This is a genomic window from Haloarcula sp. MBLA0138, from assembly GCF_055632455.1.
The window spans coordinates 1,531,128-1,551,803 of record NZ_CM145746.1; the positions used below are offsets into that span (position 1 = coordinate 1,531,128).

Annotated in this window: 19 protein-coding genes; 13 read left to right on the forward strand and 6 right to left on the reverse strand. The window is 71.0% G+C overall.

Annotation, left to right across the window (positions count from 1 at the left end):
• Window positions 1-46: 46 nt before the first annotated feature.
• The gene (locus tag ACV7JO_RS08120; protein ID WP_470352905.1) at window positions 47-1,087 is read right to left on the reverse strand and encodes a zinc-dependent alcohol dehydrogenase family protein; all 1,041 of its coding nucleotides are present in this window, start codon (window positions 1,085-1,087) and stop codon (window positions 47-49) included.
• Window positions 1,088-1,223: 136 nt separating this feature from the next.
• On the opposite strand from ACV7JO_RS08120, the gene ACV7JO_RS08125 reads away from it, so the two are divergent.
• The 3 genes from ACV7JO_RS08125 to ACV7JO_RS08135 all read left to right on the forward strand — a co-directional run bounded on the left by ACV7JO_RS08125 (window position 1,224) and on the right by ACV7JO_RS08135 (window position 3,899).
• Window positions 1,224-2,201: a rhomboid family intramembrane serine protease gene (locus ACV7JO_RS08125; RefSeq protein ID WP_470352906.1), complete on the forward strand. Its 978-nt coding sequence runs from the start codon at window positions 1,224-1,226 to the stop codon at window positions 2,199-2,201.
• 2 nt (window positions 2,202-2,203) lie between these two features.
• Window positions 2,204-2,995, forward strand: coding sequence for an endonuclease V (locus ACV7JO_RS08130; RefSeq protein WP_470352907.1), 792 nt, complete (start codon window positions 2,204-2,206; stop codon window positions 2,993-2,995).
• A gap of 82 nt (window positions 2,996-3,077) precedes the next feature.
• Window positions 3,078-3,899 (forward strand): SDR family NAD(P)-dependent oxidoreductase, encoded by an 822-nt coding sequence (locus ACV7JO_RS08135; RefSeq protein ID WP_470352908.1) that lies wholly within the window; start codon window positions 3,078-3,080, stop codon window positions 3,897-3,899.
• Here ACV7JO_RS08135 and ACV7JO_RS08140 read toward each other — a convergent pair.
• The 3 genes from ACV7JO_RS08140 to ACV7JO_RS08150 all read right to left on the reverse strand — a co-directional run bounded on the left by ACV7JO_RS08140 (window position 3,896) and on the right by ACV7JO_RS08150 (window position 7,680).
• Complete coding sequence (locus ACV7JO_RS08140; RefSeq protein ID WP_470352909.1) at window positions 3,896-4,954, reverse strand: ArsA family ATPase; 1,059 nt, start codon at window positions 4,952-4,954, stop codon at window positions 3,896-3,898. The two genes, ACV7JO_RS08135 and ACV7JO_RS08140, sit on opposite strands and share 4 nt — an antisense overlap.
• 51 nt (window positions 4,955-5,005) lie before the next feature.
• Entirely contained in the window at window positions 5,006-5,167 is a 162-nt protein-coding gene (locus ACV7JO_RS08145) for a DUF7563 family protein (protein WP_470355760.1), read from the reverse strand.
• 86 nt (window positions 5,168-5,253) lie between these two features.
• Complete coding sequence (locus ACV7JO_RS08150) at window positions 5,254-7,680, reverse strand: ATP-dependent DNA helicase (RefSeq protein WP_470352910.1); 2,427 nt, start codon at window positions 7,678-7,680, stop codon at window positions 5,254-5,256.
• A 127-nt stretch (window positions 7,681-7,807) separates the two neighbouring features.
• Here ACV7JO_RS08150 and ACV7JO_RS08155 point away from each other — a divergent pair, with 127 nt between their 5' ends.
• Both ACV7JO_RS08155 and ACV7JO_RS08160 read left to right on the forward strand, forming a co-directional pair.
• The gene (locus tag ACV7JO_RS08155) at window positions 7,808-9,976 is read left to right on the forward strand and encodes a PAS domain S-box protein (protein ID WP_470352911.1); all 2,169 of its coding nucleotides are present in this window, start codon (window positions 7,808-7,810) and stop codon (window positions 9,974-9,976) included.
• Window positions 9,977-9,999: 23 nt separating this feature from the next.
• Window positions 10,000-11,994, forward strand: coding sequence for an NHL repeat-containing protein (locus ACV7JO_RS08160; RefSeq protein WP_470352912.1), 1,995 nt, complete (start codon window positions 10,000-10,002; stop codon window positions 11,992-11,994).
• Here ACV7JO_RS08160 and mct read toward each other — a convergent pair.
• Window positions 11,991-13,175 (reverse strand): succinyl-CoA:mesaconate CoA-transferase, encoded by a 1,185-nt coding sequence (gene mct, locus ACV7JO_RS08165; RefSeq protein ID WP_470352913.1) that lies wholly within the window; start codon window positions 13,173-13,175, stop codon window positions 11,991-11,993. The two genes, ACV7JO_RS08160 and mct, sit on opposite strands and share 4 nt — an antisense overlap.
• A 121-nt stretch (window positions 13,176-13,296) precedes the next feature.
• On the opposite strand from mct, the gene glmS reads away from it, so the two are divergent.
• The 8 genes from glmS to ACV7JO_RS08205 all read left to right on the forward strand — a co-directional run bounded on the left by glmS (window position 13,297) and on the right by ACV7JO_RS08205 (window position 19,973).
• Window positions 13,297-13,737, forward strand: a complete 441-nt coding sequence (gene glmS, locus ACV7JO_RS08170; RefSeq protein WP_470352914.1) for a methylaspartate mutase subunit S — start codon at window positions 13,297-13,299, stop codon at window positions 13,735-13,737.
• Window positions 13,738-13,739: 2 nt separating this feature from the next.
• A complete protein-coding gene (locus ACV7JO_RS08175) occupies window positions 13,740-15,194 on the forward strand; it encodes a methylaspartate mutase subunit E (RefSeq protein ID WP_470352915.1) in 1,455 nt (484 codons plus the stop codon).
• Entirely contained in the window at window positions 15,184-16,452 is a 1,269-nt protein-coding gene (locus tag ACV7JO_RS08180) for a methylaspartate ammonia-lyase (RefSeq protein WP_470352916.1), read from the forward strand. The genes ACV7JO_RS08175 and ACV7JO_RS08180 overlap by 11 nt, the downstream gene beginning before the upstream one ends.
• On the forward strand, window positions 16,445-17,527 hold the full coding sequence (mch, locus tag ACV7JO_RS08185) for a 2-methylfumaryl-CoA hydratase (RefSeq protein WP_470352917.1): 1,083 nt from the start codon (window positions 16,445-16,447) through the stop codon (window positions 17,525-17,527). Before ACV7JO_RS08180 ends, mch begins: the two co-directional genes overlap by 8 nt.
• Window positions 17,528-17,548: 21 nt before the next feature.
• Window positions 17,549-18,589 carry an L-malyl-CoA/beta-methylmalyl-CoA lyase gene (gene citE, locus ACV7JO_RS08190; RefSeq protein WP_470352918.1) on the forward strand — a complete coding sequence of 347 codons (1,041 nt, stop codon included), beginning with the start codon at window positions 17,549-17,551 and terminating at the stop codon, window positions 18,587-18,589.
• Between the two features lie 190 nt (window positions 18,590-18,779).
• Complete coding sequence (locus tag ACV7JO_RS08195) at window positions 18,780-19,055, forward strand: hypothetical protein (protein WP_470352919.1); 276 nt, start codon at window positions 18,780-18,782, stop codon at window positions 19,053-19,055.
• A gap of 28 nt (window positions 19,056-19,083) precedes the next feature.
• A complete protein-coding gene (locus tag ACV7JO_RS08200) occupies window positions 19,084-19,662 on the forward strand; it encodes a stage II sporulation protein M (protein ID WP_470352920.1) in 579 nt (192 codons plus the stop codon).
• A gap of 74 nt (window positions 19,663-19,736) precedes the next feature.
• On the forward strand, window positions 19,737-19,973 hold the full coding sequence (locus ACV7JO_RS08205; protein ID WP_470352921.1) for a hypothetical protein: 237 nt from the start codon (window positions 19,737-19,739) through the stop codon (window positions 19,971-19,973).
• Between the two features lie 75 nt (window positions 19,974-20,048).
• On the opposite strand, the gene ACV7JO_RS08210 is transcribed toward ACV7JO_RS08205, so the two are convergent.
• Complete coding sequence (locus tag ACV7JO_RS08210; protein WP_470352922.1) at window positions 20,049-20,669, reverse strand: YIP1 family protein; 621 nt, start codon at window positions 20,667-20,669, stop codon at window positions 20,049-20,051.
• Between the last annotated feature and the right edge of the window lie 7 nt (window positions 20,670-20,676).

The window sequence follows — 20,676 nt, forward strand, 5'->3', positions numbered from 1 at the left end:
CTATCTTTTGCCGCCGACGGAGCGGGTTCTCGGGAGTCGGTCCGGTTCAGACCCGGACGAGAACCTTGATTGCCTCGCGCTCGTCCATCGCGCGGTACCCCTCGGGGATGCCGTCGAGGTCGACGGTCTTCGTGAATATCGGGGACGGGTCGAGCGTTCCCTGTAGCACGTCGGCCATCAGGTCCTCGACGTAGGCCCGGACCGGGGCGACGCCGCCCGAGAGCGTGACGTTGTCCCGGAACAGCGAGTCGATGACCGCGCCGTCGTCGCCGATGCCGTGGGGGACGCCGACGTAGCCGACGGTCCCGCCGGGGCGACAGCAGTCGATGGCCGTCTCCATCGCCGACGACGCGCCGACACACTCCATGACGTGGTCGACGCCGCCGGCGGTGCGGGCGCGCAGTTCCTCGACGGCCGCCTCGCCGCGGGCCGCGATGGTGTCGGTCGCGCCGAACGACTCGGCGATGTCGAGGCGGTCCTCGTGGTGGCCGAGCGCGAGGATGCGGTTCGCGCCGAGTCGCTGGGCGGCGAGAACGGCACACAGCCCGACAGCGCCGTCGCCGACCACGGCGCAGGTGCTGCCCCGCTCGACGCCGGCACTGACGGCGGCGTGGTGGCCGGTACACAGCACGTCCGTCAGCGGGAGGAGCGATTCGAGCGTGGCCTCGTCGTCGGCGTGGCGGTCGGGCACCCGGACGAGCGTCCCGTCGGCGAAGGGGACCCGGACCTGCTCGCCCTGCGCGCCGTCAGTCGTCCCGCTCCACGACTCGCCCTCGACACAGGAGGTGTAGAGCCCCTTCCGGCAGTACTCGCACTCGCCGCAGCTGATTGCGAAGGGGGCCAGCACCCGGTCGCCGGGGTCGACGCTGGTCACGTCGTCGCCGACAGCCTCGACGACGCCCATCGGCTCGTGGCCGACGCGAGCGCCCTCGTCGCGGTCGCTCTCGCCCCGGTAGAACCAGAGGTCCGAGCCACAGACCGCGGTGTGGGTGACGCGGACGACCGCGTCCGTCGGAGCCTCGACCTCGGGGTCGGGTACCTCCTCGATGCGGATGTCGCCGGGGCCGCGGAACACTGCTGCACGCATGGGCGACCGTTCGCGCGTGGCGACCAAAAGGACACGCCCCTCGGCGTCGCGGGCCGGCGGGCGGGGAGGGGCGAGAGCGGTGGCGAGCGTCCCGGCAAACACAACCCCTTTGGCCGGGCCACCCATACCGCCGGTAATGTCGAACTGCGACGAGTGCGGCAGGTCAGAGAGCATGCCGTACCAGTGTGGCCACTGCGGCGGGACGTTCTGCTCGGAACACCGCCTCCCGGAGGCCCACGACTGTCCCGGCCTCGATAGCTGGGACGACCCCGGCGGCGTCTTCGACAGCGGCTTCGACGACAGCGTCACGACCGACCGGTCGACGGGTTCGCAGAGCCTCGCGGACCGTCTCGGCCTCGACACGGGTCCCGGCGGCGTCTTCGGCTACTTCCGGGGCAACGTGACGTACCTGTTCCTCGCGGTGATGGCCGTCGTCTTCGTCCTCGAACACGTCGTCGGGCGGCTGGTGTTGGGTATCCCCAATCCCGCGCTGTACCCGCGGTCGCCGGCGTGGCAGGCGATATTCACGCTCAGCCCGGCCCACCCCGAGTACGTCTGGACGTGGGTCACGTCCATCTTCTCGCACTCGCCGGCGGGCTTCTACCACATCATCGGCAACGGGATCATCATCTACTTCTTCGGCCGTATCGTCGAGCAGCAACTGGGCTCGCGGCGCTACGCCGCCTTCTTCCTCGCGGCGGGCGTCCTCGCCGGCCTCGGGCAGATACTCATCATGGCCGTCCAAGGCATCACCGCGCCGGTGCTGGGGGCCAGCGGCGCGGCGCTCGCCATCCTCGCGTTCCTGACCGTGCTGAACCCGGACCTCCGGGTGTACCTCTACTTCCTCATCCCGGTCCCCATCTGGGCTATCACCGGCTTCTACCTGCTGTTGAGCGTCTTCGGCGCGTTCAGTCCGTTCGCCGGCGGCCTGCTCGGCGGGAACGTCGCCCACGCGGCTCACCTCATCGGCCTCGGCATCGGCCTCTGGTACGGGAAGCGAATCAAGGGGCAGACGCGGGTTCCGAGCCAACTCCAGTTCGGCCGCGGGGGCGGCCCGGGCGGCGGCCCCGGCGGCCCCGGCGGCCCGGGCGGTCCCGGCCGGCGGCGACCGTGACGATGGTCCCCGCCCGCCCCGAGTTCGTTCCCGACCCGTCGCTCTCGCGGGCCGAGATGGAGGCGCTCCAGCGGGACATCGCGGCGGCGGCCGTCTTCGACGACGACCTCTCGGTCGACCCCACCGCGCTCGGGACCGACGCGGGGCAGGCGACGCTTACCGAGGGGGACGCGGCGCGCGCGGAGCCGCCGCTGGTCGCCGGCGTCGACCAAGCGTTCGCCGGCGACCGGGCCGTCTCGGCGGCGGTCGTCCTGCGGGACGGCGACGTCGTCGAGCGGGTCCACGCCGTCGAGCCGGCGGAGATTCCCTACGTCCCCGGCCTGCTGTCCTTCCGCGAGGGCGGGGCCGTCCTCGCGGCGCTCGACCAGCTGGAGCGCGAGCCGGACGTGGTGCTCGTCGACGGCAGCGGCCGCATCCACTACCGCGAGGCGGGGCTGGCAACCCACGTCGGCGTCACGCTCGACGTGCCGACCGTCGGGGTCGCCAAGAGCCTGCTCTGTGGGACGCCCGCGGAGCCGCTCGACGGCGGCTTCCCCGCCGGGACGACGGTCCCCATCGAGGCCGACGACGAGTACGAGACGGCCGCCCCCGGGACCGTCGTCGGCTACGCCGTCCAAACCCGGCAGTACGACTCGCCGAACCGCCACGTCAATCCGCTGGTCGTGAGCCCGGGCCACCGTGTGAGCGCCGACACGGCCGCGGCCCTCGTCGCGGCGACCGCCGAGGACTACAAGCTCCCGGAGCCGACCCGGCTCGCCGACGCCGCCGCCGACGAGGCGAAAGCCGACGTGTGAGCCCCCGTGGCGCGAGCCGCCGGCTCGGGGTCGCGGGCGTCGACCGTGTGGCCTTAACTGCCTCGGGCGTGTCCGGGCGACCATGGCGAAGACGGTGCTGATTACGGGCGCGTCCTCGGGCGTGGGCCGAGCGACCGCCGAGGCCTTTCTGGACGACGACTGGACCGTGTGGGCGACCGCCGCCGACGCGGAGGCGGTGAGCGACCTCGCCGAGCGTGAGGGGTGTGAGACGGCGGAACTGGACGTGACGAACGCCCGCGAGTGCGAGCGGGTCGTCGCGGACGTGGTCGACGCTACCGGGCGAATCGACTGTCTGGTCAACAACGCCGGCCGGGCGCACTTCGGCGCGCTGGAGGACGTGGGTACCGACACCCTCGACGCGCAGTTCGACCGGTGGGTCAACGGGCCACACCGGCTCGTCCGCGAGGTGCTCCCGCACATGCGCGACCGGGAGCGGGGGACCGTCGTCAACGTCTCGACGATAGCGGCCCGCTTCGGTGTGGCCGGACAGGGCGCGACGGCGGCCCCGGCGGCGGGGCTGGAGGCGCTGAGCGACGCGCTCCGGACGGAGGTCGACCCCTTCGGCGTCGACGTGGTCGTGGTCGAACCCGGGCCCGTCGAGAGCGCCGTCGACGGCGAGGGCGCGCGAACCCGTCCCTCCGCCGCCTACGGCTGGCTCGACAGACTGGCCGAGGATTCGCGGGTCTCGGGCGTCCACGACGCCGTCTCGGTGACGCCGTGGGCGGTCGCACTGACGATTCGGGACGCCGCCAGCGCCAGCGACCCCGCGCCGCGGTATCCGGTCGGCGAGAGCGCGCGGCTGGCGGGGCTGGCGCGGTACGTCCCCGAGCAGTGGCGAGACGCCGCCGTCGGACTGGTCCGGCGGGTGGCCGCGAGCGACTAGTCCAGACAGGCGGCGACGACCGACAGCAGGCGCTCGCCGTGGACCGCCTCGGCGAACAGCGGGACTCGCCGCACGTCGTGGCCCCGGAACAGGTCCTGTGCGCGGGCCAGCGCCGACTGCTGGACGTCCCAGCGGCGGGCACAGAAGCCACAGTCCGCGTGGTTCGGCCCCTCGATGTCGACTGGTTCGCCCAGAATCTCGCTGGGGTCCTGCATCACGCGGTTGACGACGATAGTGCCGACGGGGATGCCGAACTCCTCTAACTGGCCCAGCAACCGCTCGGACTCGACGACCGACAGCTCCTCGGGCACCATCACCACGCGGAAGTCGGTCTGGGCGGGGTCCCGGAGGATGCCCCGCAGGTGCTCGATGCGGGCGCTGAGTTCCCGCAGGTCCTCGACGCCGGCCTCGGTGTCGGGTTCGTCGTCGCCGAACAGTCCGCCGAGGTTGTCCATCATCCCCGAGAACCGCTCGCGCAGTTTGAGGACCGTCCCGACCATCGAATCCATCGTCTCGGGCAGTTCCAGCAGGCGGAGCGTGTGGCCGGTCGGCGCGGTGTCGACGACCACGCGGTCGAAGCGGTCGTCGTCGACGTAATCGAGCAGGAGCCGCATCGCGGCGGCCTCGTCGGCCCCGGGCATCGACCCGTCGAGCAGACCGTCGTCGCCGTCGAGCGGTCCCGCACCGCCCTCGGACGCCGGCCCGCCACCGCCGAGCATCTCGCCGAGGCCACCCAGCGCGTCGCCGTCCATCCCGAGCGGGCCGTCGCCGACGGCGGCCTCCGGGTCTATCTCGGCGGCGTACAGCGGGATGTCCTCGCGGACCCGCGTCGGGGTCGCCGGGATGTCCGTCCCCAGCGTATCCGACAGCGAGTGGGCCGGGTCCGTCGAGACGACCAGCGTCGCGGTGTCGTCTCTGGCCGAGGCCAGCGCCGTCGCCGCCGCACAGGTCGTCTTCCCGACGCCGCCTTTCCCGCCGTAGAGCACGTAGTCGGGGGCGTCGACGCCGGTCGGTGCGGCGATGTCGTCGACGGCCTCGACGTCGATGTCGGTCATGGGAGCGACTACGCGCCCCCAGACTTGTGTACTTCCCGGAAAAGAGTCAGGTCACTGCCGGGAGGAGCGGGCCTCGCGCACGTCGGCACCGTCCCGGAGCTTGTCCTCGCAGTTCGGGCAGACCCGCGGCCCGTGGCTCTCGGCGGCCTCGGGGGTGAAGACCCGCACGTACTGCTCTGTTACGAACTCGCCGCAGTTCTGACACTCGGGCATCCCCTGAAACACTCCGGCCATCGTGTATAGTCTTTCTGTTGCCCCCGAAATGTTCCGGTTGATAGGCACGTGTGGGACCCGCCGACTCAGCGGTGAGCGCCCCAGAACGCGTCGAGCTGGTCGGCGAGGAAGTCCGGCGTCATGCGGGTGAACTCCCTTCGCTCGCCGGCCGGGAGATACGGGAAGACAGAGTGGCGCGCGCCCTCGGTGTAGCGCCGGCCCACGAACGCCCGGACGCCGACCTCGTCGACGCCGCGGATGACCCGCCCGAGCGCCTGTCGCGCCCGGCGGACCGCCGGCACCGTCAGCGCGTACTCGAAGGCCACGTCCTCGCCGAAGGCGTCGCCGTAGGCCCGCTGGACCGCCCGCACCCGAGGCGAGCCGATGTTCACGAGCGGGACGCCGACGACGGCACAGGTCGAGAGCTTCGCGCCGTCGTAGTCGACACCCTCGGTGAGTGTCCCGCGAGTCGAGGTGACTAGAACCTTCCCGTCACCGCGGAAGAACCGCCGTTTCAGCGCCTCCGTGGCCTCGTTTCCGGAAGACTCGTCGACCAACACCGGCTTGTCGACGGCCCCGTCGAGGTACGCACCGGCCCAGCGGGCCTCCCGGTAGTTGGGCATGGCGAGCATGACGTTGCCCGGCGAGCGGGCCAGCGCCCGGAGCGCTTGGGCGTACTCGTCGCGGGTCCGGTTCCACTCCGCGCCCAGCGGCTCCATCGCCTCGGGGTCGCCGCGGTTGCGGGCGGTGAAGGGCGCGGCGTCGACTAGATACGAGGCGCGGTTCTCGCGGGGAAAGGGGAGGTCGTAGGTCGCGGTCCGGACCGGGCGGGCGTCGTCCCCGTCGGCCGCCAGCGCGTCCAGCCCGGAGACCCGCGTGAACACGTCCAGCGGCTCCAGCGTCGCGCTCATCAACACGCCACCCCCGAGGTCGTCGAAGACGTCCCGCAACGCCGTCGCCGGCATGCAGTTGTAACAGCACAGCCCGGCGGTGTAGGCGGCCTCGTAGTCGGCGTCGACCGAGCGGCGGTCTTTCGGCGAATGTTCGAGTTCCACCTCGCGGAGGAAGGTCGCGTGGTCCCGCTCCCACCAGTTGCCCAGCAGAGCACCGACGGCGGCACAGACGGGCTGGCGGGTCAAGCCGAGTTGGTCGACGGCATCCTCGACGGCCGCCCCGACCTGCGAGAGCGTCCGCCAGAACCCCCCGTCGTACCCTTGGCGCTCGGCCCACGCGGTCAGTTCGTCGCGCTCGACGGCGTCGGGGTCCCGCAGCGGTATCTCCCGGTCGCGCTCGGGGAGTCGGCTCGGGTCGGCGCGCCACCCCTCGTGTTCGGCGTCGAGAAACGACGCGACCCGCTCGTCGAGCCAGTCGAGCAGGTCGTCGTAGAACGTCCGAGCGCGGTCGACGGCCTCCAGTGGCACCTCGCGGGCGCTCAGCACGTCCCGGACCTGCTGCTTGTGGTCGGCGCTCTGCTGGGCGCGCTGGACGAGCAGGTTGCAGTCGTTGCGGGCCTGCGTGATGGTCTGGCGGCCGATGCGGTCCGAGAGCAGGTCCCGGACCCGGCCTTCGAGGCGGTGGGCCTCGTCGACGACGACGAAGGTCCGGTCGTCCAGCACCGACTCCAGCAGGGGCCGGGCGTCCGGGTCGAACAGGTGGTTGTAGTTACCGACCACCACGTCCGCGGCGTCGAGCATGACTCCCATCACGCGGTGGGGGCAGGTCCCGCGCTCGACGGCCGCCGGGAGGTACTCGTCGAGCGTGACGACGTGTTCCGGGCCGACCGAGAAGTCCACCGGCGACCCGCGGTTGCGGGCGTACCAGTCGGCCTCGAACGGGCAGTACAGCGGCGGGTCGTCGCTCTCGGCCATCGACGCCGGCGCGGTCGGCTGGTCGGGACGGTACGGCGAGGTGGCACCGGCCGTCGACAGCGCGTCGTCGCCCAGCGTCGTCTGGTCGACGGCGTCGGGCCGGGCCGCGGCCGCGAGGTCCGTGCCCTTCCGGGGGTCCCACCACTGGTCCTCGTCGTCGACGGCCGGCTCGATGGCCGTCGACGCGGCCGCGCCGCCGGCGGCCGTCCCGTCGTCCTCGACGAGCCGGGCGGTCGCCTCCCGCAGGTCCTCACACCGGTCGTGGGTCCCCACGTCCGCGGGGAACTTCCCCTCGCGGCCGTACGGGCAGAGGTCCGTCTTGCCGACAAGCGCGATACCGTCCATCGGTTCGTCGAGGCCGGCGTTGAGCGTCCGCAGGTCGTCGACGAACTGCTGGAGCTGCTGTTTGACCGGCGTGACGACGACGAGGCGGTCGTACAGCTCCGTGTCCCGGAGGAGGTGCGTCGCGGCCGTCAGCGCCGCCATCGTCTTCCCGGTGCCACAGGGCCCCTCCATGGCGAGAAAGCCCCGCGACTTGCCGGCTTCGATGGCGCGCTCGATGGCGTCGGCCTGATTGGCGTAGGGCTCGTCGAAGCCGAAGTACGACTGCCACGGCTCGTCGTCCGTCGCGGCCCGGTCGGACATCACGGCGGGGTTGGGCGCGCCCGTATTTCAACCGCCGGGTTCCGTCACCCGCCCGGTGTCTCATCGACGACATGTTTTTTAGCTCCCCCTCGGAAGGTGTGGTACCGTACTCCAAAGACGGGTCAGGATGACAGAGAGCCACGAACCCCACGAACCGGCCCGCCGCGTCCTCCACGTCGACGGCGACGACGACTGCCGCGCCGCGGTCGCCGAGACGCTCGAACGGCGTTGCGAGGGCGTCACGGTCCTCGGTGCCGGCGACACCGAACGCGCCCGCGAGCTACTCGCGGGCGAGCGCATCGACTGTCTCGTCGTCGCCGACCGCGTCGACGGCGTCTCGTTGGCGGCCCTTCTCGACCGCGTCGCGGCTCCAGTCGTCCTCTACACCGGTATCGACCCGTCCCGGGTCGACCCCGACGTACTCACCGCGGTCGACACCGTCGTCGAGCGCCGGGCCGGCGGGGACGACGGGGACCTGCTGGCGGCGAAGGTCCAGTCGCTGACCGACCCGGCGGGCAGTACCGACCGGACGCGGTACGCGCTGGCCCGGGCGCTGGCACGGGTCGAGACGGACACCGACCGGCGGACCGAGCAGTTCCTCGTCGCCGACGACGGGACAGCCGTCTGGGCGAGCGCGCCGTTCGAGTCGGTGTTTCCGGTCGACCGGGTCGAGACGGCGGTCCCGTCGAGCACGTTCGACGAGCGCCTGCGGGCGCTGCTCGCCGACGAGCCGGAAAGCATCGAGACGGTGACACGGGCGGCCGCCGACGGGGAGCCGGCGACGTTCACCATCCCGACGGCCGACGGCGCGGTCTGTTTCCGTCACAGCCGCCACCGACTGCCGGCGGCCGCCGGGTCGCTCAGGCTGGAGGTGTTCGAGCGCGTGACCGCGGACGTACACCGGGAGGCCCGGCTGGAACTGCTCGACCTGCTCGTCGAGCGGGCCGAGGACGGCCTCTACACGCTCGACGAGAACGGCAACATCGACCTCTGTAACCGCGCGTTCGCCGAGTTGGTGGGGTACGACCGCGACGACCTCATCGGCTCGCACGCGGCGCGGGTCCTCGCCGACGGCGAACTCGAACGTGGACAGGAGAGCGTCGAAGAGCTACTGGCCGACGACGGCCCCGACAGCGTCACGCTGGATATGACCTTCGAGACGCGGACCGGGGAGCGAAAGGACGTGGCGGTCAACTACACGCTCTTGCTGTCGGCCGACGGCGCGTACGCCGGGCTGATGGGCGTCGCGCGCGACATCACCGAACGCAAGCGCCGCGAGCGAACGCTGGAGCGCTACGAGCGGCTCGTTGAGGCCGCGCGCGACCCGATGTACGTCCTCGACAGGGCGGGCCGCATCGAACTGCTCAACGGGGCGATGGCGGCGCTGTTCGACGCGGACCGGGCGTCGCTGACCGGCCGCGCGCTCGTCGACCTGTTCCCGGCCCGAGCGGCCGAGCGGGTCTCGGCGGCGCTAGACGCGCTCGACGACGGGGACGAGGAGTGGCAACGGGACGAACTCCGAGTGCCCGACGGCGACGGCGCCGACCGGCGGTACGAACTGACGCTCGGGACCGTACGGACCGACGACGGCGCGGGCGTGGTCGGGACGCTCCACGACGTGACGGACCGCGAGCGCCGCCGGGCCGAACTGAACCTTCTCAAACAGGTACTCGCTCGCTTCCTCCGCCACAACATCAGGTCCGAACTGACGCTCGTCCAGCACCACGGCGACAGGCTGCGGACCGGCGAGGCCGACCCGGAGACGGCCGGCGAGAAGATAGCGGCGAGCGCAACGAAACTCCTCCGGACCGCGGAGAAGGCCCGCGAGATAGAGCGTTTGGTCGACAGCGAGGCCGAGCGGACGACGCTCGCGCTCGCGGCCATCGTCCGCAACGCCGTCGGCACCGTCGCCGAGGCACATCCCGAGGCCGACTACGCCGTCGACGTGCCCGAGGACTGTGCGGTCCGAGCGCACCCGACACTCCGGCTCGCAGTCGAGAACGCCGTCGAGAACGCCGTCGTCCACGACGACGCGGAGCCGTCGGTCACCGTCGAGGCGCGTCGGCGGGGCGAGCGCGTCGTCCTCAGCGTCAGTGACACCGGCCCCGGCATCCCGACCAACGAACTCGCCGCGCTGGAGAGCCGCGAGGAGACCCAGCTCAAACACACCAGCGGCGCGGGCCTGTGGCTCATCGACTGGGTGGTCCGGCGGGCCGACGGCGACCTCCACGTCGACACCGACGAGGGCGGGACGACGGTCCGCATCGAACTCGACGCCGCCGACAGTACTACTTGAGGGCGGCCCGAACCCCGGTATCGATGCCCGCCCGACACGTCCACACCTACGGTGTCCGCCCCGAACCCGCCGCCGACGCGGTCCCCGGACCCGCCGACGACGTGGCGCTCACGACGCCGGTCGGCGCGCTACAGGACCGCCGCGGGAACGTCTGGGTCGCCGACGCCGGCGGCAACCGCCTGCTGGTGTTCGATACGGCGCTCGAGCGCGTCCTCACGCGGGTCGGCGGCGTCGGGGCCGCGCCCGGCGAGTTCGACCTGCCCTTCCGGCTCGCCCACCATCCGAACGAGCCGACGGTGTTCGTCACGGACCTCGGAAACCACCGCGTGCAGGCGCTCTCGTATCGCTACGACGGAGACGACGCCGGGCCCGCAGTGACCCACGAGCGGACGCTCGCGGTCGGCGACGGGAACTTTCACCCCAACGGCGTCGCGGTCCGGGAAGGACCGGACGGCCTCGACGTGTTCGTCGCCGACGAGTTCTACCACGCCGGCCCGGAACGGACGCGGAGCCGCGTGGTCGTCTTCGACGGCGAGGGGGCGGTCCGTCGCCACATCGAGGCCGTCGACCGACCCGACGACGACCCGATACCGCTGTACTGGCCCCAAGGGCTGGCTATCGGCCCCGAGGGGAACCTGCTGGTCGCCAACACCGGCTACGGCGTCCAGCACCGCGTCGACGGCGACCCGCCCTACTACGCCAACGTGGTGCGGTGTGACGGCCGCGGCCGGGGGGTCCCGTTCGACCACACGGACAGCCCGGTGCTGGACGACGAGTTCCGGGTCCCGCGGGGTGTGAGCTACCTCCCCGACGAGGAGCGCATCCTCGTCCCCGACGTGGGCGGGGGCCACGTCTTCGCCTACGACGCCGACGGCGACAGCAAGGGCGAGGTCCCTTCGGTAATCGCGCCGGCCCTCGACGACCGCCGGTTCGCCGGGCCGATGGCCGTCGCCGGCTACGACGCGGGCGACGCCGGCGACGACACCGGACTGATTCGCGGCCGCGCGCTCGTCACTGAGGCGCTCTCCCACACCGTCTCCGGGTTCGAACTCCGGTTCGTCGCCGAGCGTCGGGACCTGCTGGCGCGGACCGGCGGCCGGCCCGACGCGGCGGGGTGGCTGGACTACCCCGCCGGGAGCGTCGTCACCGAGGACGACGGCGAGCGACGGCTCTGGATAGCCGACGGCGGGAACGGCCGCGTCCAGCGCACGGGGCCGGGGCTGGAACCGCCGCTGGAACCGCTGGCGCTCCCGCGGAACTACTTCCCGGCGGCGCTGGCGACGTGGCGCGTCGGCGGCGAGCGGGTCCTCTTCGCCGCGGACTACAGCGCCGACGCGGGAGAGCGCGACGACGAGCGCCAGATACACGGCTACCGGGTCGCCGACGGGACGCTCGAACCGGTGGCCTCGTTCGGGAAGTGGGGGTACTTCGGTCCGGACGTGAAGCTCCCGCGGGGCGTCGCCGTCGAGCCGCTCGGCGGGGGCCGCGCCCGCATCCGCGTGGCCGACTCGCTCAACGGCCGGGTCGGGAAGTGGGTTGTCGACGCCGACGGCTGGACCGTCGAGGACGACGGCTACGCCGGCGGTTTCGGCCACGACGCCGGCGAGTTCTGGCTCCCGTCGGCGGTGGCGGTCGGTCCCGAGGGTACCTACGTCGCCGACCGGAACAACCACCGGGTGCAGTACGACACGGGCGAGGGGTGGCGGAGCCTCGGGACGGCCGGCTACGGCGACGACAGCGCCCGGTTCCTCCTGCCGACCGGGCTGGCGCTGGCCGACGGCCACCTGTTCGTGACCGACCTCGTCAACCGCGCCATCAAGGTGTTCGCGCTCGACGACGACGGCGTCCCGAGCGCGGAGCCGGTGGACTCGTTCGGCGTCTTCGGCGGCGAAACCGGGCGGGGGGACCTCTGGTTCCCGACGACGGTGAGCGCGACGCCCGGCCCCGAGGGCGTCACGGTCTGTCTCTCGGACTCGGTGTTGAACGTCGTCTACCGGTTCGAGTGGACGCCTGCCTAGTCGTCGTCAGCGCGGCCGGTCGGCGTCGGCGCGTCCTCTCCCAGCAGTTCCTCGCGGTGTTCGTCCAGCAGCGGCGCGCGGCCGCGGGGCTCGGGGTTCGTCTCGGTCATCTTGACCGGCGACCCGGCGACGGTCATGGGGGCGTCCGCCCCCGGTTGGTCCACGTCGGCCAGCATCTTCCGGTCGCGGACGTGGGGGTCGGCGAACACGTCCGCGGCGTCTTGGACGGGCGCGGCGGGCACCGACCCGTCCAGCGTCTCGACGACTTCCTCGACGGTATATCGGCGCGTCCAGTCGGCGATTTCGGCCCGTAGGTCCTCGCGGTTCGCCAGCCGCGCGCCCGCGTCGTCGTACTCGGCCGCGAGTTCCGGGCGGTCCATCGCCTCACACAGCGCCGTCCAGTGGCGGTCGTTGAACGCCGCGAGGACGAGGTAGCCGTCGTCGGCCTCGAAGGCGTCGTAGGGGAACAGCGTCGGGTGGGAGTTGCCCTGTCTGGTCGGCGCGTCGCCGTCACAGGAGTACTGGTAGGCGCTGCGCTCACAGAGCGACACCATCGCGTCGTACATCGCGGTGTCGACGTACTGGCCCTCGCCGGTCCGCTCGCGGTGGTGGACCGCCGCGAGGACGCCGACGGCGTTGAGCGCGGCCGTGAAGATGTCGCCGACGCCCGGCCCCACCTTCGTCGGCGGGCCGTCCTCGGGCCCGGTAATCTCCATGACGCCGCCCAGCGCCTGCGCGATGAGGTCGAAGGAGGGTTGGCCCTGTCGGTGGGTCTCGCCCGTCCGCGGGTCGCCGAAGCCACGGATGGAGGAGTAGATTAGCTGCGGGTTGTGCTCGCGCAGGGTCTCGTAGCCGAGGTCGAACGACTCCATCGTCCCGGCCTTGAAGTTCTCGACGACCACGTCCGCGCGCTCGACCAGCGAGAGGAACGCCTCGCGGTCGGCGTCGGTCCGGAGGTCCAACTCCAGCGAGCGCTTGCCGCGGTTGACGCTCTGGAAGTAGCCGCCGTAGGCCTCGGCCTCGCGGTCGTCGACGAACGGGGGGTTCGAGCGTATCATGTCGCCGCCGGGACGCTCGACCTTTACCACGTCCGCGCCCATGTCCGCGAGCAGCATCGTGCAGTACGGTCCGGACAGGACCTGCGTCAGGTCGAGCACACGCAGGTCGGCAAGCGCACCCATGGCCGGAGCGAGGCGACGGCCGGGCATAAATCCTCGTGATTAACCATTATAGATTGTTTAAGGAGATATTATCATGATAGACCATTAGGTTTATCCCCGGGCGGCTGCCAGTCCGTTGTACATGCCCCGGACCGTCATCCTCGGCGTGATAGGCTCCGACGCACACGTCGTCGGTATCACGATTCTCGAGCAGGCGCTCTCGGCCGCCGGCTTCGACGTCGTCAACCTCGGCGTCCAGACCTCGCAGGCCGAGTTCGTCAACGCCGCGAAATCCCACGACGCCGAGGCTGTACTGGTCTCCTCGCTCTACGGGCACGCCCGGCAGGACTGCGACGGGCTCCACGAGGAACTCGACGCGGCCGGGCTGGACGTCCTGACCTACGTCGGCGGCAACCTCTCGGTCGGGCAGGCCGACTTCGAGGAGACCCGCGAGCGCTTCCGCGAGATGGGCTTCGACCGGGTCTTCGACGCGGAAACGGACCCCGAAGACGCCATCGCGGACCTCCGGCGTGACCTGCAGGTCACGACCACAGAGGGCGAACGGGTCACGGTCGATAGCTGACCATGCCCACGGACACGAAGCTCCCGGCCGACCAGCTACAGCGCATCGCCGGCGACCTCCGCGACGAGTGGCCCACCGGGCGCGAGGTCGACTTCGAAGAGGCCGTCGCCTTCCACGACTCCCTGCCCGCCTCGAAGTCGTTCGCCCGCGTCTTGGAGACGGCCGACCGGCCGCTGCTCCAGCCGCGCGCTGGAGTGCCGCTGCTCGAAGACCAGATAGACCTCCTGCGCTATCTGCAAGACGAGGGCGGGGCCGACCTCCTGCCGACGACCATCGACTCCTACACGCGTGACAACGAGTACGAGAAGGCCGAGGAGGGGCTATCGGCCTCTCGCAACAGCGAGTCCGACGAACTCAACGGCTTCCCCGCCGTCAACCACGGGGTCGAGGACTGCCGCCGGCTCATCCGGGCCCTCGACGCCCCCATCGAGGTGCGCCACGGGACGCCCGACGCGCGCCTGCTGGCGATGGTCACCCTCGCGGGCGGCTTCCAGAGCTTCGAGGGCGGCCCCATCTCGTACAACATCCCCTACACGAAACGCCACGACCTCGAGACGACCATCGAGCACTGGCAGTTCGTCGACCGGCTCTGTGGGGCCTACACCGAGCGGGGCGTCACCATCAACCGCGAGCCGTTCGGTCCGCTGACCGGGACGCTGGTCCCACCCTGCATCGCCATCGCGGTGATGCTCATCGAGGGGCAGCTCGCGGCCACGCAGGGCGTGCGCTCGCTGACGCTGGGCTACGGGCAGGTCGGCAACCTCGTGCAGGACGTGGCCGCGCTGCGGGCACTGCGGGCGCTGGGCGAGGCGTATCTGCCAGACCCAGTGACGGTCACCACCGTCTTCCACGAGTGGATGGGCGGGTTCCCGCCCGACGAGGCCCGCGCCAACGGCGTCATCAGCCTCGGCGGCGCGACGGCGGCGGTCGCACAGCCCGACAAGGTCATCACGAAGTCCCCACAGGAGTTCCAAGGCGTCCCGACGAAGGAGGCAAACGCCTCCGGCCTCCGCACCACACGACAGCTCATCGACATGCTGATAGAGCAAGACATCGACCTCGGCGGCATCGACGAGGAACAGGCACTCATCGAACGGGCGACCCACGCGCTGATGGACGCCGTCTCCGACGCCGGCGACGGCGACGTGGCCCGCGGCGTCGTCCGGGCGTTCGACAGCGGCGCGCTGGACGTGCCCTTCGCGCCCAGCGACGCCGCGAAGGGGGCGGTCCTGCCCGCCCGCGACGACGACGGGCGCGTCCGCATCTTCGAGTTCGGCGACCTCGCGCTCCCCGAGGAGATACAGGAGACCCACAGCGCCCTGCTGGGCGAGCGGGCCCGCACGGAGGGGCGCGACCAGTCGTTCCGGATGGTCGCCGACGACGTGGACGCCATCAGCGAGGGGAAACTCATCGGTCGGCCGACCGCCGGCGAGGGAGGTGCGAGCGATGCGGATTGAGTCGGTCCGGGCGGTCCCGGGCGTCTCGGGCTTTTTCTTCGACGACCAGCGCGCCATCAAGGACGGGGCGACCCAACAGGGGTTCGACTACGACGGCCAGCCCGTGACCGACGGCTTCGAGCGGGTCCGCGAGGCCGGCGAGTCGCTCGTCGTCGAACTCGAACTGGCCGACGGCACGGTCGTCTCCGGGGACTGCGCCGCGGTCCAGTACTCGGGCGCGGGCGGCCGGGACCCGCTGTTTCGCGCCGCCGAGTACCGGCCGGTCGTGGAAAGGGAGGTCGCCGACGAACTCCGGGGCCGGAACGCGACCGCGTTCCGGGACAACGCCGAGACCGTCGAGTCGCTGGACGCCCGCGAGTCCGGCGGCGACCGCCTACACACCGCGGTCCGCTACGGCGTCTCGCAGGCGCTTTTGAACGCCGCGGCCACCGCCGAGCGGACGACGCCGACGGACGTGCTCGCGGCGGCCTACGACACCGACCCCGCCGACCGGCCGGTGCCGGTGTTCGGCCAGTCGGGCGACGAGCGCCGGACCAACGCCGAGAAGATGCTCATCAAGGGCGTCCCCGTTTTGCCACACGGGCTGTTCAACAGCGTCGAGAAGGTCGGCGAAGACGGCGAGGGACTGCGGGAGTACCTCGCGTGGCTGTCCGACCGCGCCGGCGAACTCGGTCCCGACGGGTACGCCCCGCGGTTCCACGTCGACGTGTACGGCATTCTCGGAAAGGTGTTCGGACCGCCCTACGACCGCGCCGAGGTGACCGACTACTTCCGGACGCTCCAAGAGGCCGCCGCGCCGTACCCCCTGCAGGTCGAGGGGCCGATGGACGCCGGCGGACGGAGCGAGCAGATTCGGGAGATGGCCCAACTCCGGGACGGACTGGCCGACGCGGGCGTCGACGTGGACATCGTCGCCGACGAGTGGTGCAACACCTTCGACGACGTGCGGGCGTTCGTCGACGCCGGCGCGGCCGACGTGGTGCAGGTCAAGACGCCCGACCTCGGCGGCGTCCAGCGCTCGGCCGAGGCGGTGCTGTACTGCGAGGGCACCGACACGCGGGCGTATCTGGGCGGCACCTGCAACGAGACGGTCACCTCGGCGCGGGCCTGCGCCCACGTGGCGATGGCGACCGACGCCGCGCAGGTGCTGGCAAAGCCCGGGATGGGGTTCGACGAGGGGTTCATGGTCGTCACCAACGAGATGCGGCGGACGCTGGCCCGTCGCCGTGACGGGCGGGAGGTGCCCGCCGATGACTGACTGGAGCGACCCCGACGCGCTCGACACCGCCGACGGCGAGACCTTCGACGCCTTGCTGGACCGCGCGGCGACCCGCGAGAAGGGCCACTACTTCGAGTTCTTCGCCGAGGGCGACACGCTCGACCACGACCCCGGCCTCCGCCTCTCTCAGCACGGCAGCGAGGAGTGGATGGGGGCGACGCTCAACCACGCCCCGGCCTACTGGCGGCCCGACGCGGCCCGCGACCGCGGGTTCGAGGAGCCGCCGGTCCACCCCGACTACCTGCTGGCCTGCGTGATGGGCGTCACCGTCGAGGACCTCTCGGAGAAGGGCGGCTACTTCCTCGGCCGGACGGACGTGACGTTCCACCGCCCGGCCTATCCCGGGACGGAACTGGCGGTCACCTCGACGGTGACCGACACGCGCACGTCGTCCTCGCGGCCCGAGTACGGCATCGTCTCGTGGGCGACGGAGGGCCGGGACCCCGAGACCGGCGAGGTACTGGTCTCCTACGAACGGACGAACATGCTCCCGCGGCGCGACCCGGTCTCGACTGACGGGGGCGGGCAGTCGGCGGAGCAGGCCGACGACGGCCCGGCCCTCCCGGACACGCTGGTCGCGCCCGACGGCGGGCGCTTCGAGGACTTCCGGGCGGCGCTGGAGCGGGCCGACGGTGCCGACGCCGCCGTCGCCTACCGCCACGAACGCGGACGGACGATGGACGACCACCTCGTCGCCGGCCTCCCGCTGGCGACGCTGAACACGGCCCGCCAGCACCACAACCGCGACGAGATGGCCGACTCGCCGTCGGGCGACATCGTGGCCTACGGCGACGTGACCCGCTCGGTCGCGCTGGCACACGCCCGCTCCGACGAGGCGACCTACCGCGAGCGCCGGTTCGTCGACGAGCGGTTCCACGACTTCGTGACGCTCGGCGACACCGTCTACGGCTTCACCCGCGTCCTCGACTGCGACGGGAGCGAGGGGCCGCCCGAGGCCGGCGCGGTCACCTTCGAACACGTCGCCTTCAATCAGCACGACACCCCGGTCTACTCCGGCCGGCGAACCGCGCTCGTCCGGCGAGAGGGCGAGTGACCGACACGACACCACCGACCCATGACACGACTCTGCCGCACGTTCCAGACCGCACCGGCCGCCGTCCCGCGAGACGACAGCGCGAAGTTCCTGCGCTCGGGCCTGACCAGCGAGGGGTTTCAGGCCCCCGACTGGCTCGTCCCCGACATCGAGGACGGAACCGCCCCGTCGATGAAAGACGAGGCCGTCGAGAACGTCCTCGAACACATCCCCGAGCACGCCGCGGCGTTCGCCGGCGAGATACGCCCCCGCGTCGAGTGGGCCTACGACGACGAGGCCGCCAGAGAGCGGGGGACCGACCAGATGCGTCGGCTGGCCGACGGCGTCGGCGAGTCCGTCGACGGCTTCGTCGTCCCGAAGGTGGGCCGACTCGGCGACGTGCGCGAGGCCGCCGGCGTCGTCGCCGAGGCCGAGCGCGAGGCGGGACTCGACGACGGGGCGCTGTCGCTGTCTATTATCTTGGAGACCGCGCCGGCCCGTTCGGACCTGCGGGAAATATGTCAGTTCGCCGCCGACGCGCGGCTTGACGCGCTGATATTCGGCCCCGTCGACTACACCGCGGAACTGGGCGGCCGCTCGATGGGCGGGGAGCGGCCCCGCTGGGACGGCCTGCTGGAGGCGCTCTCGAACGAGACCAGCGCCGCGGGCGCGCTGGCCGTCGGCGGCCCCTTCGACCAACTGTTCCACGAGCGGGCCGGCGTCACCTACTACAACGCCGAGGGGTACGCCGACCAAGTCGAGCGGGAGGCCAAGATCGGCCTCGACGGCTCGTGGTCGCTCCACCCCAAACAGACCGCACAGGCCAACCGCATCCACATGCCGACGCCGGCGGAGCTAGAGCGGGACGTCTCGAAAATCGAGGGGTTCAACGAGGCCAAGGAGTCGGGAACCGGCGCGGTCGTCCTCGACGGACAGATGGTCGACGAGGCCACCTACAAGAACTTCGCCAACACCGTGCGGGCCGTCCGCGCTATCGACGAGCGCCACCCCGAGCAGACGGGAGAGCGCTACGAAACGGGGCTCTTAGAGCGGACCCGGTCGGTCGACTTGGGGTACGAGTAGGCGTCCGGACGGCGCGTTGGCCGCCCACGTTCTCTCTTCGGACGGCCGGCCGGAGCGGGCACGCATCGAACCGACGGACGAGCGGCGCGTGTCGCGTTGCGGTGTAGTTCCGAGAATATTTCACTCTTGTTTTCTTGGGTATTACATTTAATGCATAGAAATTATGCCTCCTCGGGTCCTTCCTCCGTCCGTGGCGTGTAACGCTCACACCGAACCGATGGGTTCGGACAGTCAGGACATCAGTATCGGCCTCATAACCGTCGGGGCCTTCGTCGGACTGCTGCTTTTCGCGCTCGCCCCGACTCTCGCGTCGACGAACGCCGGCATCGGACTGACGGCGGCGGGTGCGGCTACCCCTGTGCCGGGAGACGCCGCCATCGGGCTCACCGTCTTCAACGCCGGTGCGACGATGAACATGCCGACCGGACCCGGGGGAGCGGCCCTCAAGTTCGGCACGATGGCGTAACGACACCCCGATTCAGTTTTTTTCAGTGATGGAGTTGGTCCCTGACGGCGTCAGCGGGGTTCGTACCCGGACCTACCGCAGCGTGCGCACGGGTATGCTCGTCTATCTCGTCGGATTCGCGCTCGGAGCGTCGGTAGTCGTCGGCGTCGGTCCGGTCGGCTCCGAAGACCTCCCGGGGGCACACGAGAGGCCGAACCAGTCCCCCGACGAGATAGACCTGAACCGGATTCTCGGACCGAACCTGAGCAACGTCGTCGCGATGTCGCTCGGGTTCGTCGTGTTCGGCACGATTACGGTCCTGTTGGCCCTCCAGAACGGGTTCGCCCACGGCGTCATCGTCACCGCGAGTCTGGTCGGGTCGGGGGCCCCCGGTCTCGTCGCCCTCCTGTTTCTCCCACACGCCGTGATAGAGCTGCCGGCGATATGGGTCGCTGCCGGAGCGGGGCTGCGGGTCCCCCGTCGGTTCGTCGGTTACCTTCGGGGCGACCACGAGACACCCGTCTCGCGGACCGCGCTCGTGGACTCGTTCGTACTCGGCTTCGCGGCCGTCTGCCTCACCGTCGTCGCCGCGCTGGTGGAGTTCTACGTCACGCTGTCGTTTATCTGAACGCCGTGGCCGCCGGCGCGTGTCGCTGTTTTTTCTGAGGCCAAGGCTTATTTTTATTGGCTGTAACTGTCGATATGAACACGACAGTGCGGTTTCTGGGGTATCTGGCCCCGTACGTGGTTTTCGTACTCGGGGCGGCAGTCGTCGGCGGTGCCTTCGTCGTCCCCGAACTCGTGTTCGACACGGTCGGCACGGCGGGATTCGTGGCTGCCGTCGCGGCGGTCGCTACGTCGCTCGTACTCATCGTGAAGACGAGTTCGAACCTCCAGTCGGTGGGACGGGAACTCGCCGGTGGGCGCGAGGGCCCCTAGCCGGGCGGTCCGGTCCTGTCGCACGTCCGGACGACCGGGACCGTGAGCGGAACCCACACACGCACGACGGGGCTGTCAGACAGCGGTCGACAGGACAAAGAGTCCGATGCTGACGGCGACGGGGACCAGCGTCGTCGGAAGCGACTTCGTCACCGGCAGGCCGAAACTGTGCTGGACGGCGTAGTTCCAGAGAACGATGGACCAGAGAAAGGCGACCATACCGACGACGCTGGAGACGGTAAACAGTGGGTGGGCCTGCAACTGACCCACCGCCTGTCCCGCGTCCGTCCCCAAGAAGCGATACGTGAGCGCGATTCGCGTTCCGGCGGCGACGGCACCGGCCACGACTTGTCCCGCGAACCCCCATCCGGTCAGCGCAAACAGCGTCCGGAACTCCCCGCGCCCGCCGAACAGCTTCACGCCGACGAGATAGAACCCGCCCGCGTATAGGACCCAGAACAGGTACAGCATCAGCGCCGTCGAGAGCGCGCTGAAGGCCGCGCCGAGATAGAAATACGCGACGGCGTCCCCGGCGAACTGCCGCGACTGGACTGGCGCGGTGGCGACGGCCGAGAGCCCGTAGCACACGCCGGCGATAGTGACGACGGCGGTCGCCCCGCGGAGGTCCCCGGTCCGCTGCTCCTCCGCGAAGAACCGGTTCGGCGAGGAGACGAGCGTGGCGATTTTGTTCCGCATACTGTAT

Bases quoted from the DNA above. Each gene is read 5' to 3' on its own strand.
- ACV7JO_RS08200 (WP_470352920.1), top strand. From the start codon at position 19,084: ATGGAGTTGGTCCCTGACGGCGTCAGCGGGGTTCGTACCCGGACCTAC.
- ACV7JO_RS08125 (WP_470352906.1), top strand. From the start codon at position 1,224: ATGTCGAACTGCGACGAGTGCGGCAGGTCAGAGAGCATGCCGTACCAG.
- ACV7JO_RS08145 (WP_470355760.1), bottom strand. From the start codon at position 5,167: ATGCCCGAGTGTCAGAACTGCGGCGAGTTCGTAACAGAGCAGTACGTG.
- ACV7JO_RS08160 (WP_470352912.1), top strand. From the start codon at position 10,000: ATGCCCGCCCGACACGTCCACACCTACGGTGTCCGCCCCGAACCCGCC.
- ACV7JO_RS08140 (WP_470352909.1), bottom strand. From the start codon at position 4,954: ATGACCGACATCGACGTCGAGGCCGTCGACGACATCGCCGCACCGACC.
- ACV7JO_RS08210 (WP_470352922.1), bottom strand. From the start codon at position 20,669: ATGCGGAACAAAATCGCCACGCTCGTCTCCTCGCCGAACCGGTTCTTC.
- ACV7JO_RS08150 (WP_470352910.1), bottom strand. From the start codon at position 7,680: ATGTCCGACCGGGCCGCGACGGACGACGAGCCGTGGCAGTCGTACTTC.
- citE (WP_470352918.1), top strand. From the start codon at position 17,549: ATGACACGACTCTGCCGCACGTTCCAGACCGCACCGGCCGCCGTCCCG.
- ACV7JO_RS08205 (WP_470352921.1), top strand. From the start codon at position 19,737: ATGAACACGACAGTGCGGTTTCTGGGGTATCTGGCCCCGTACGTGGTT.
- ACV7JO_RS08135 (WP_470352908.1), top strand. From the start codon at position 3,078: ATGGCGAAGACGGTGCTGATTACGGGCGCGTCCTCGGGCGTGGGCCGA.
- ACV7JO_RS08175 (WP_470352915.1), top strand. From the start codon at position 13,740: ATGCCCACGGACACGAAGCTCCCGGCCGACCAGCTACAGCGCATCGCC.
- glmS (WP_470352914.1), top strand. From the start codon at position 13,297: ATGCCCCGGACCGTCATCCTCGGCGTGATAGGCTCCGACGCACACGTC.
- mct (WP_470352913.1), bottom strand. From the start codon at position 13,175: ATGGGTGCGCTTGCCGACCTGCGTGTGCTCGACCTGACGCAGGTCCTG.
- ACV7JO_RS08130 (WP_470352907.1), top strand. From the start codon at position 2,204: ATGGTCCCCGCCCGCCCCGAGTTCGTTCCCGACCCGTCGCTCTCGCGG.
- ACV7JO_RS08120 (WP_470352905.1), bottom strand. From the start codon at position 1,087: ATGCGTGCAGCAGTGTTCCGCGGCCCCGGCGACATCCGCATCGAGGAG.
- ACV7JO_RS08155 (WP_470352911.1), top strand. From the start codon at position 7,808: ATGACAGAGAGCCACGAACCCCACGAACCGGCCCGCCGCGTCCTCCAC.
- mch (WP_470352917.1), top strand. From the start codon at position 16,445: ATGACTGACTGGAGCGACCCCGACGCGCTCGACACCGCCGACGGCGAG.
- ACV7JO_RS08180 (WP_470352916.1), top strand. From the start codon at position 15,184: ATGCGGATTGAGTCGGTCCGGGCGGTCCCGGGCGTCTCGGGCTTTTTC.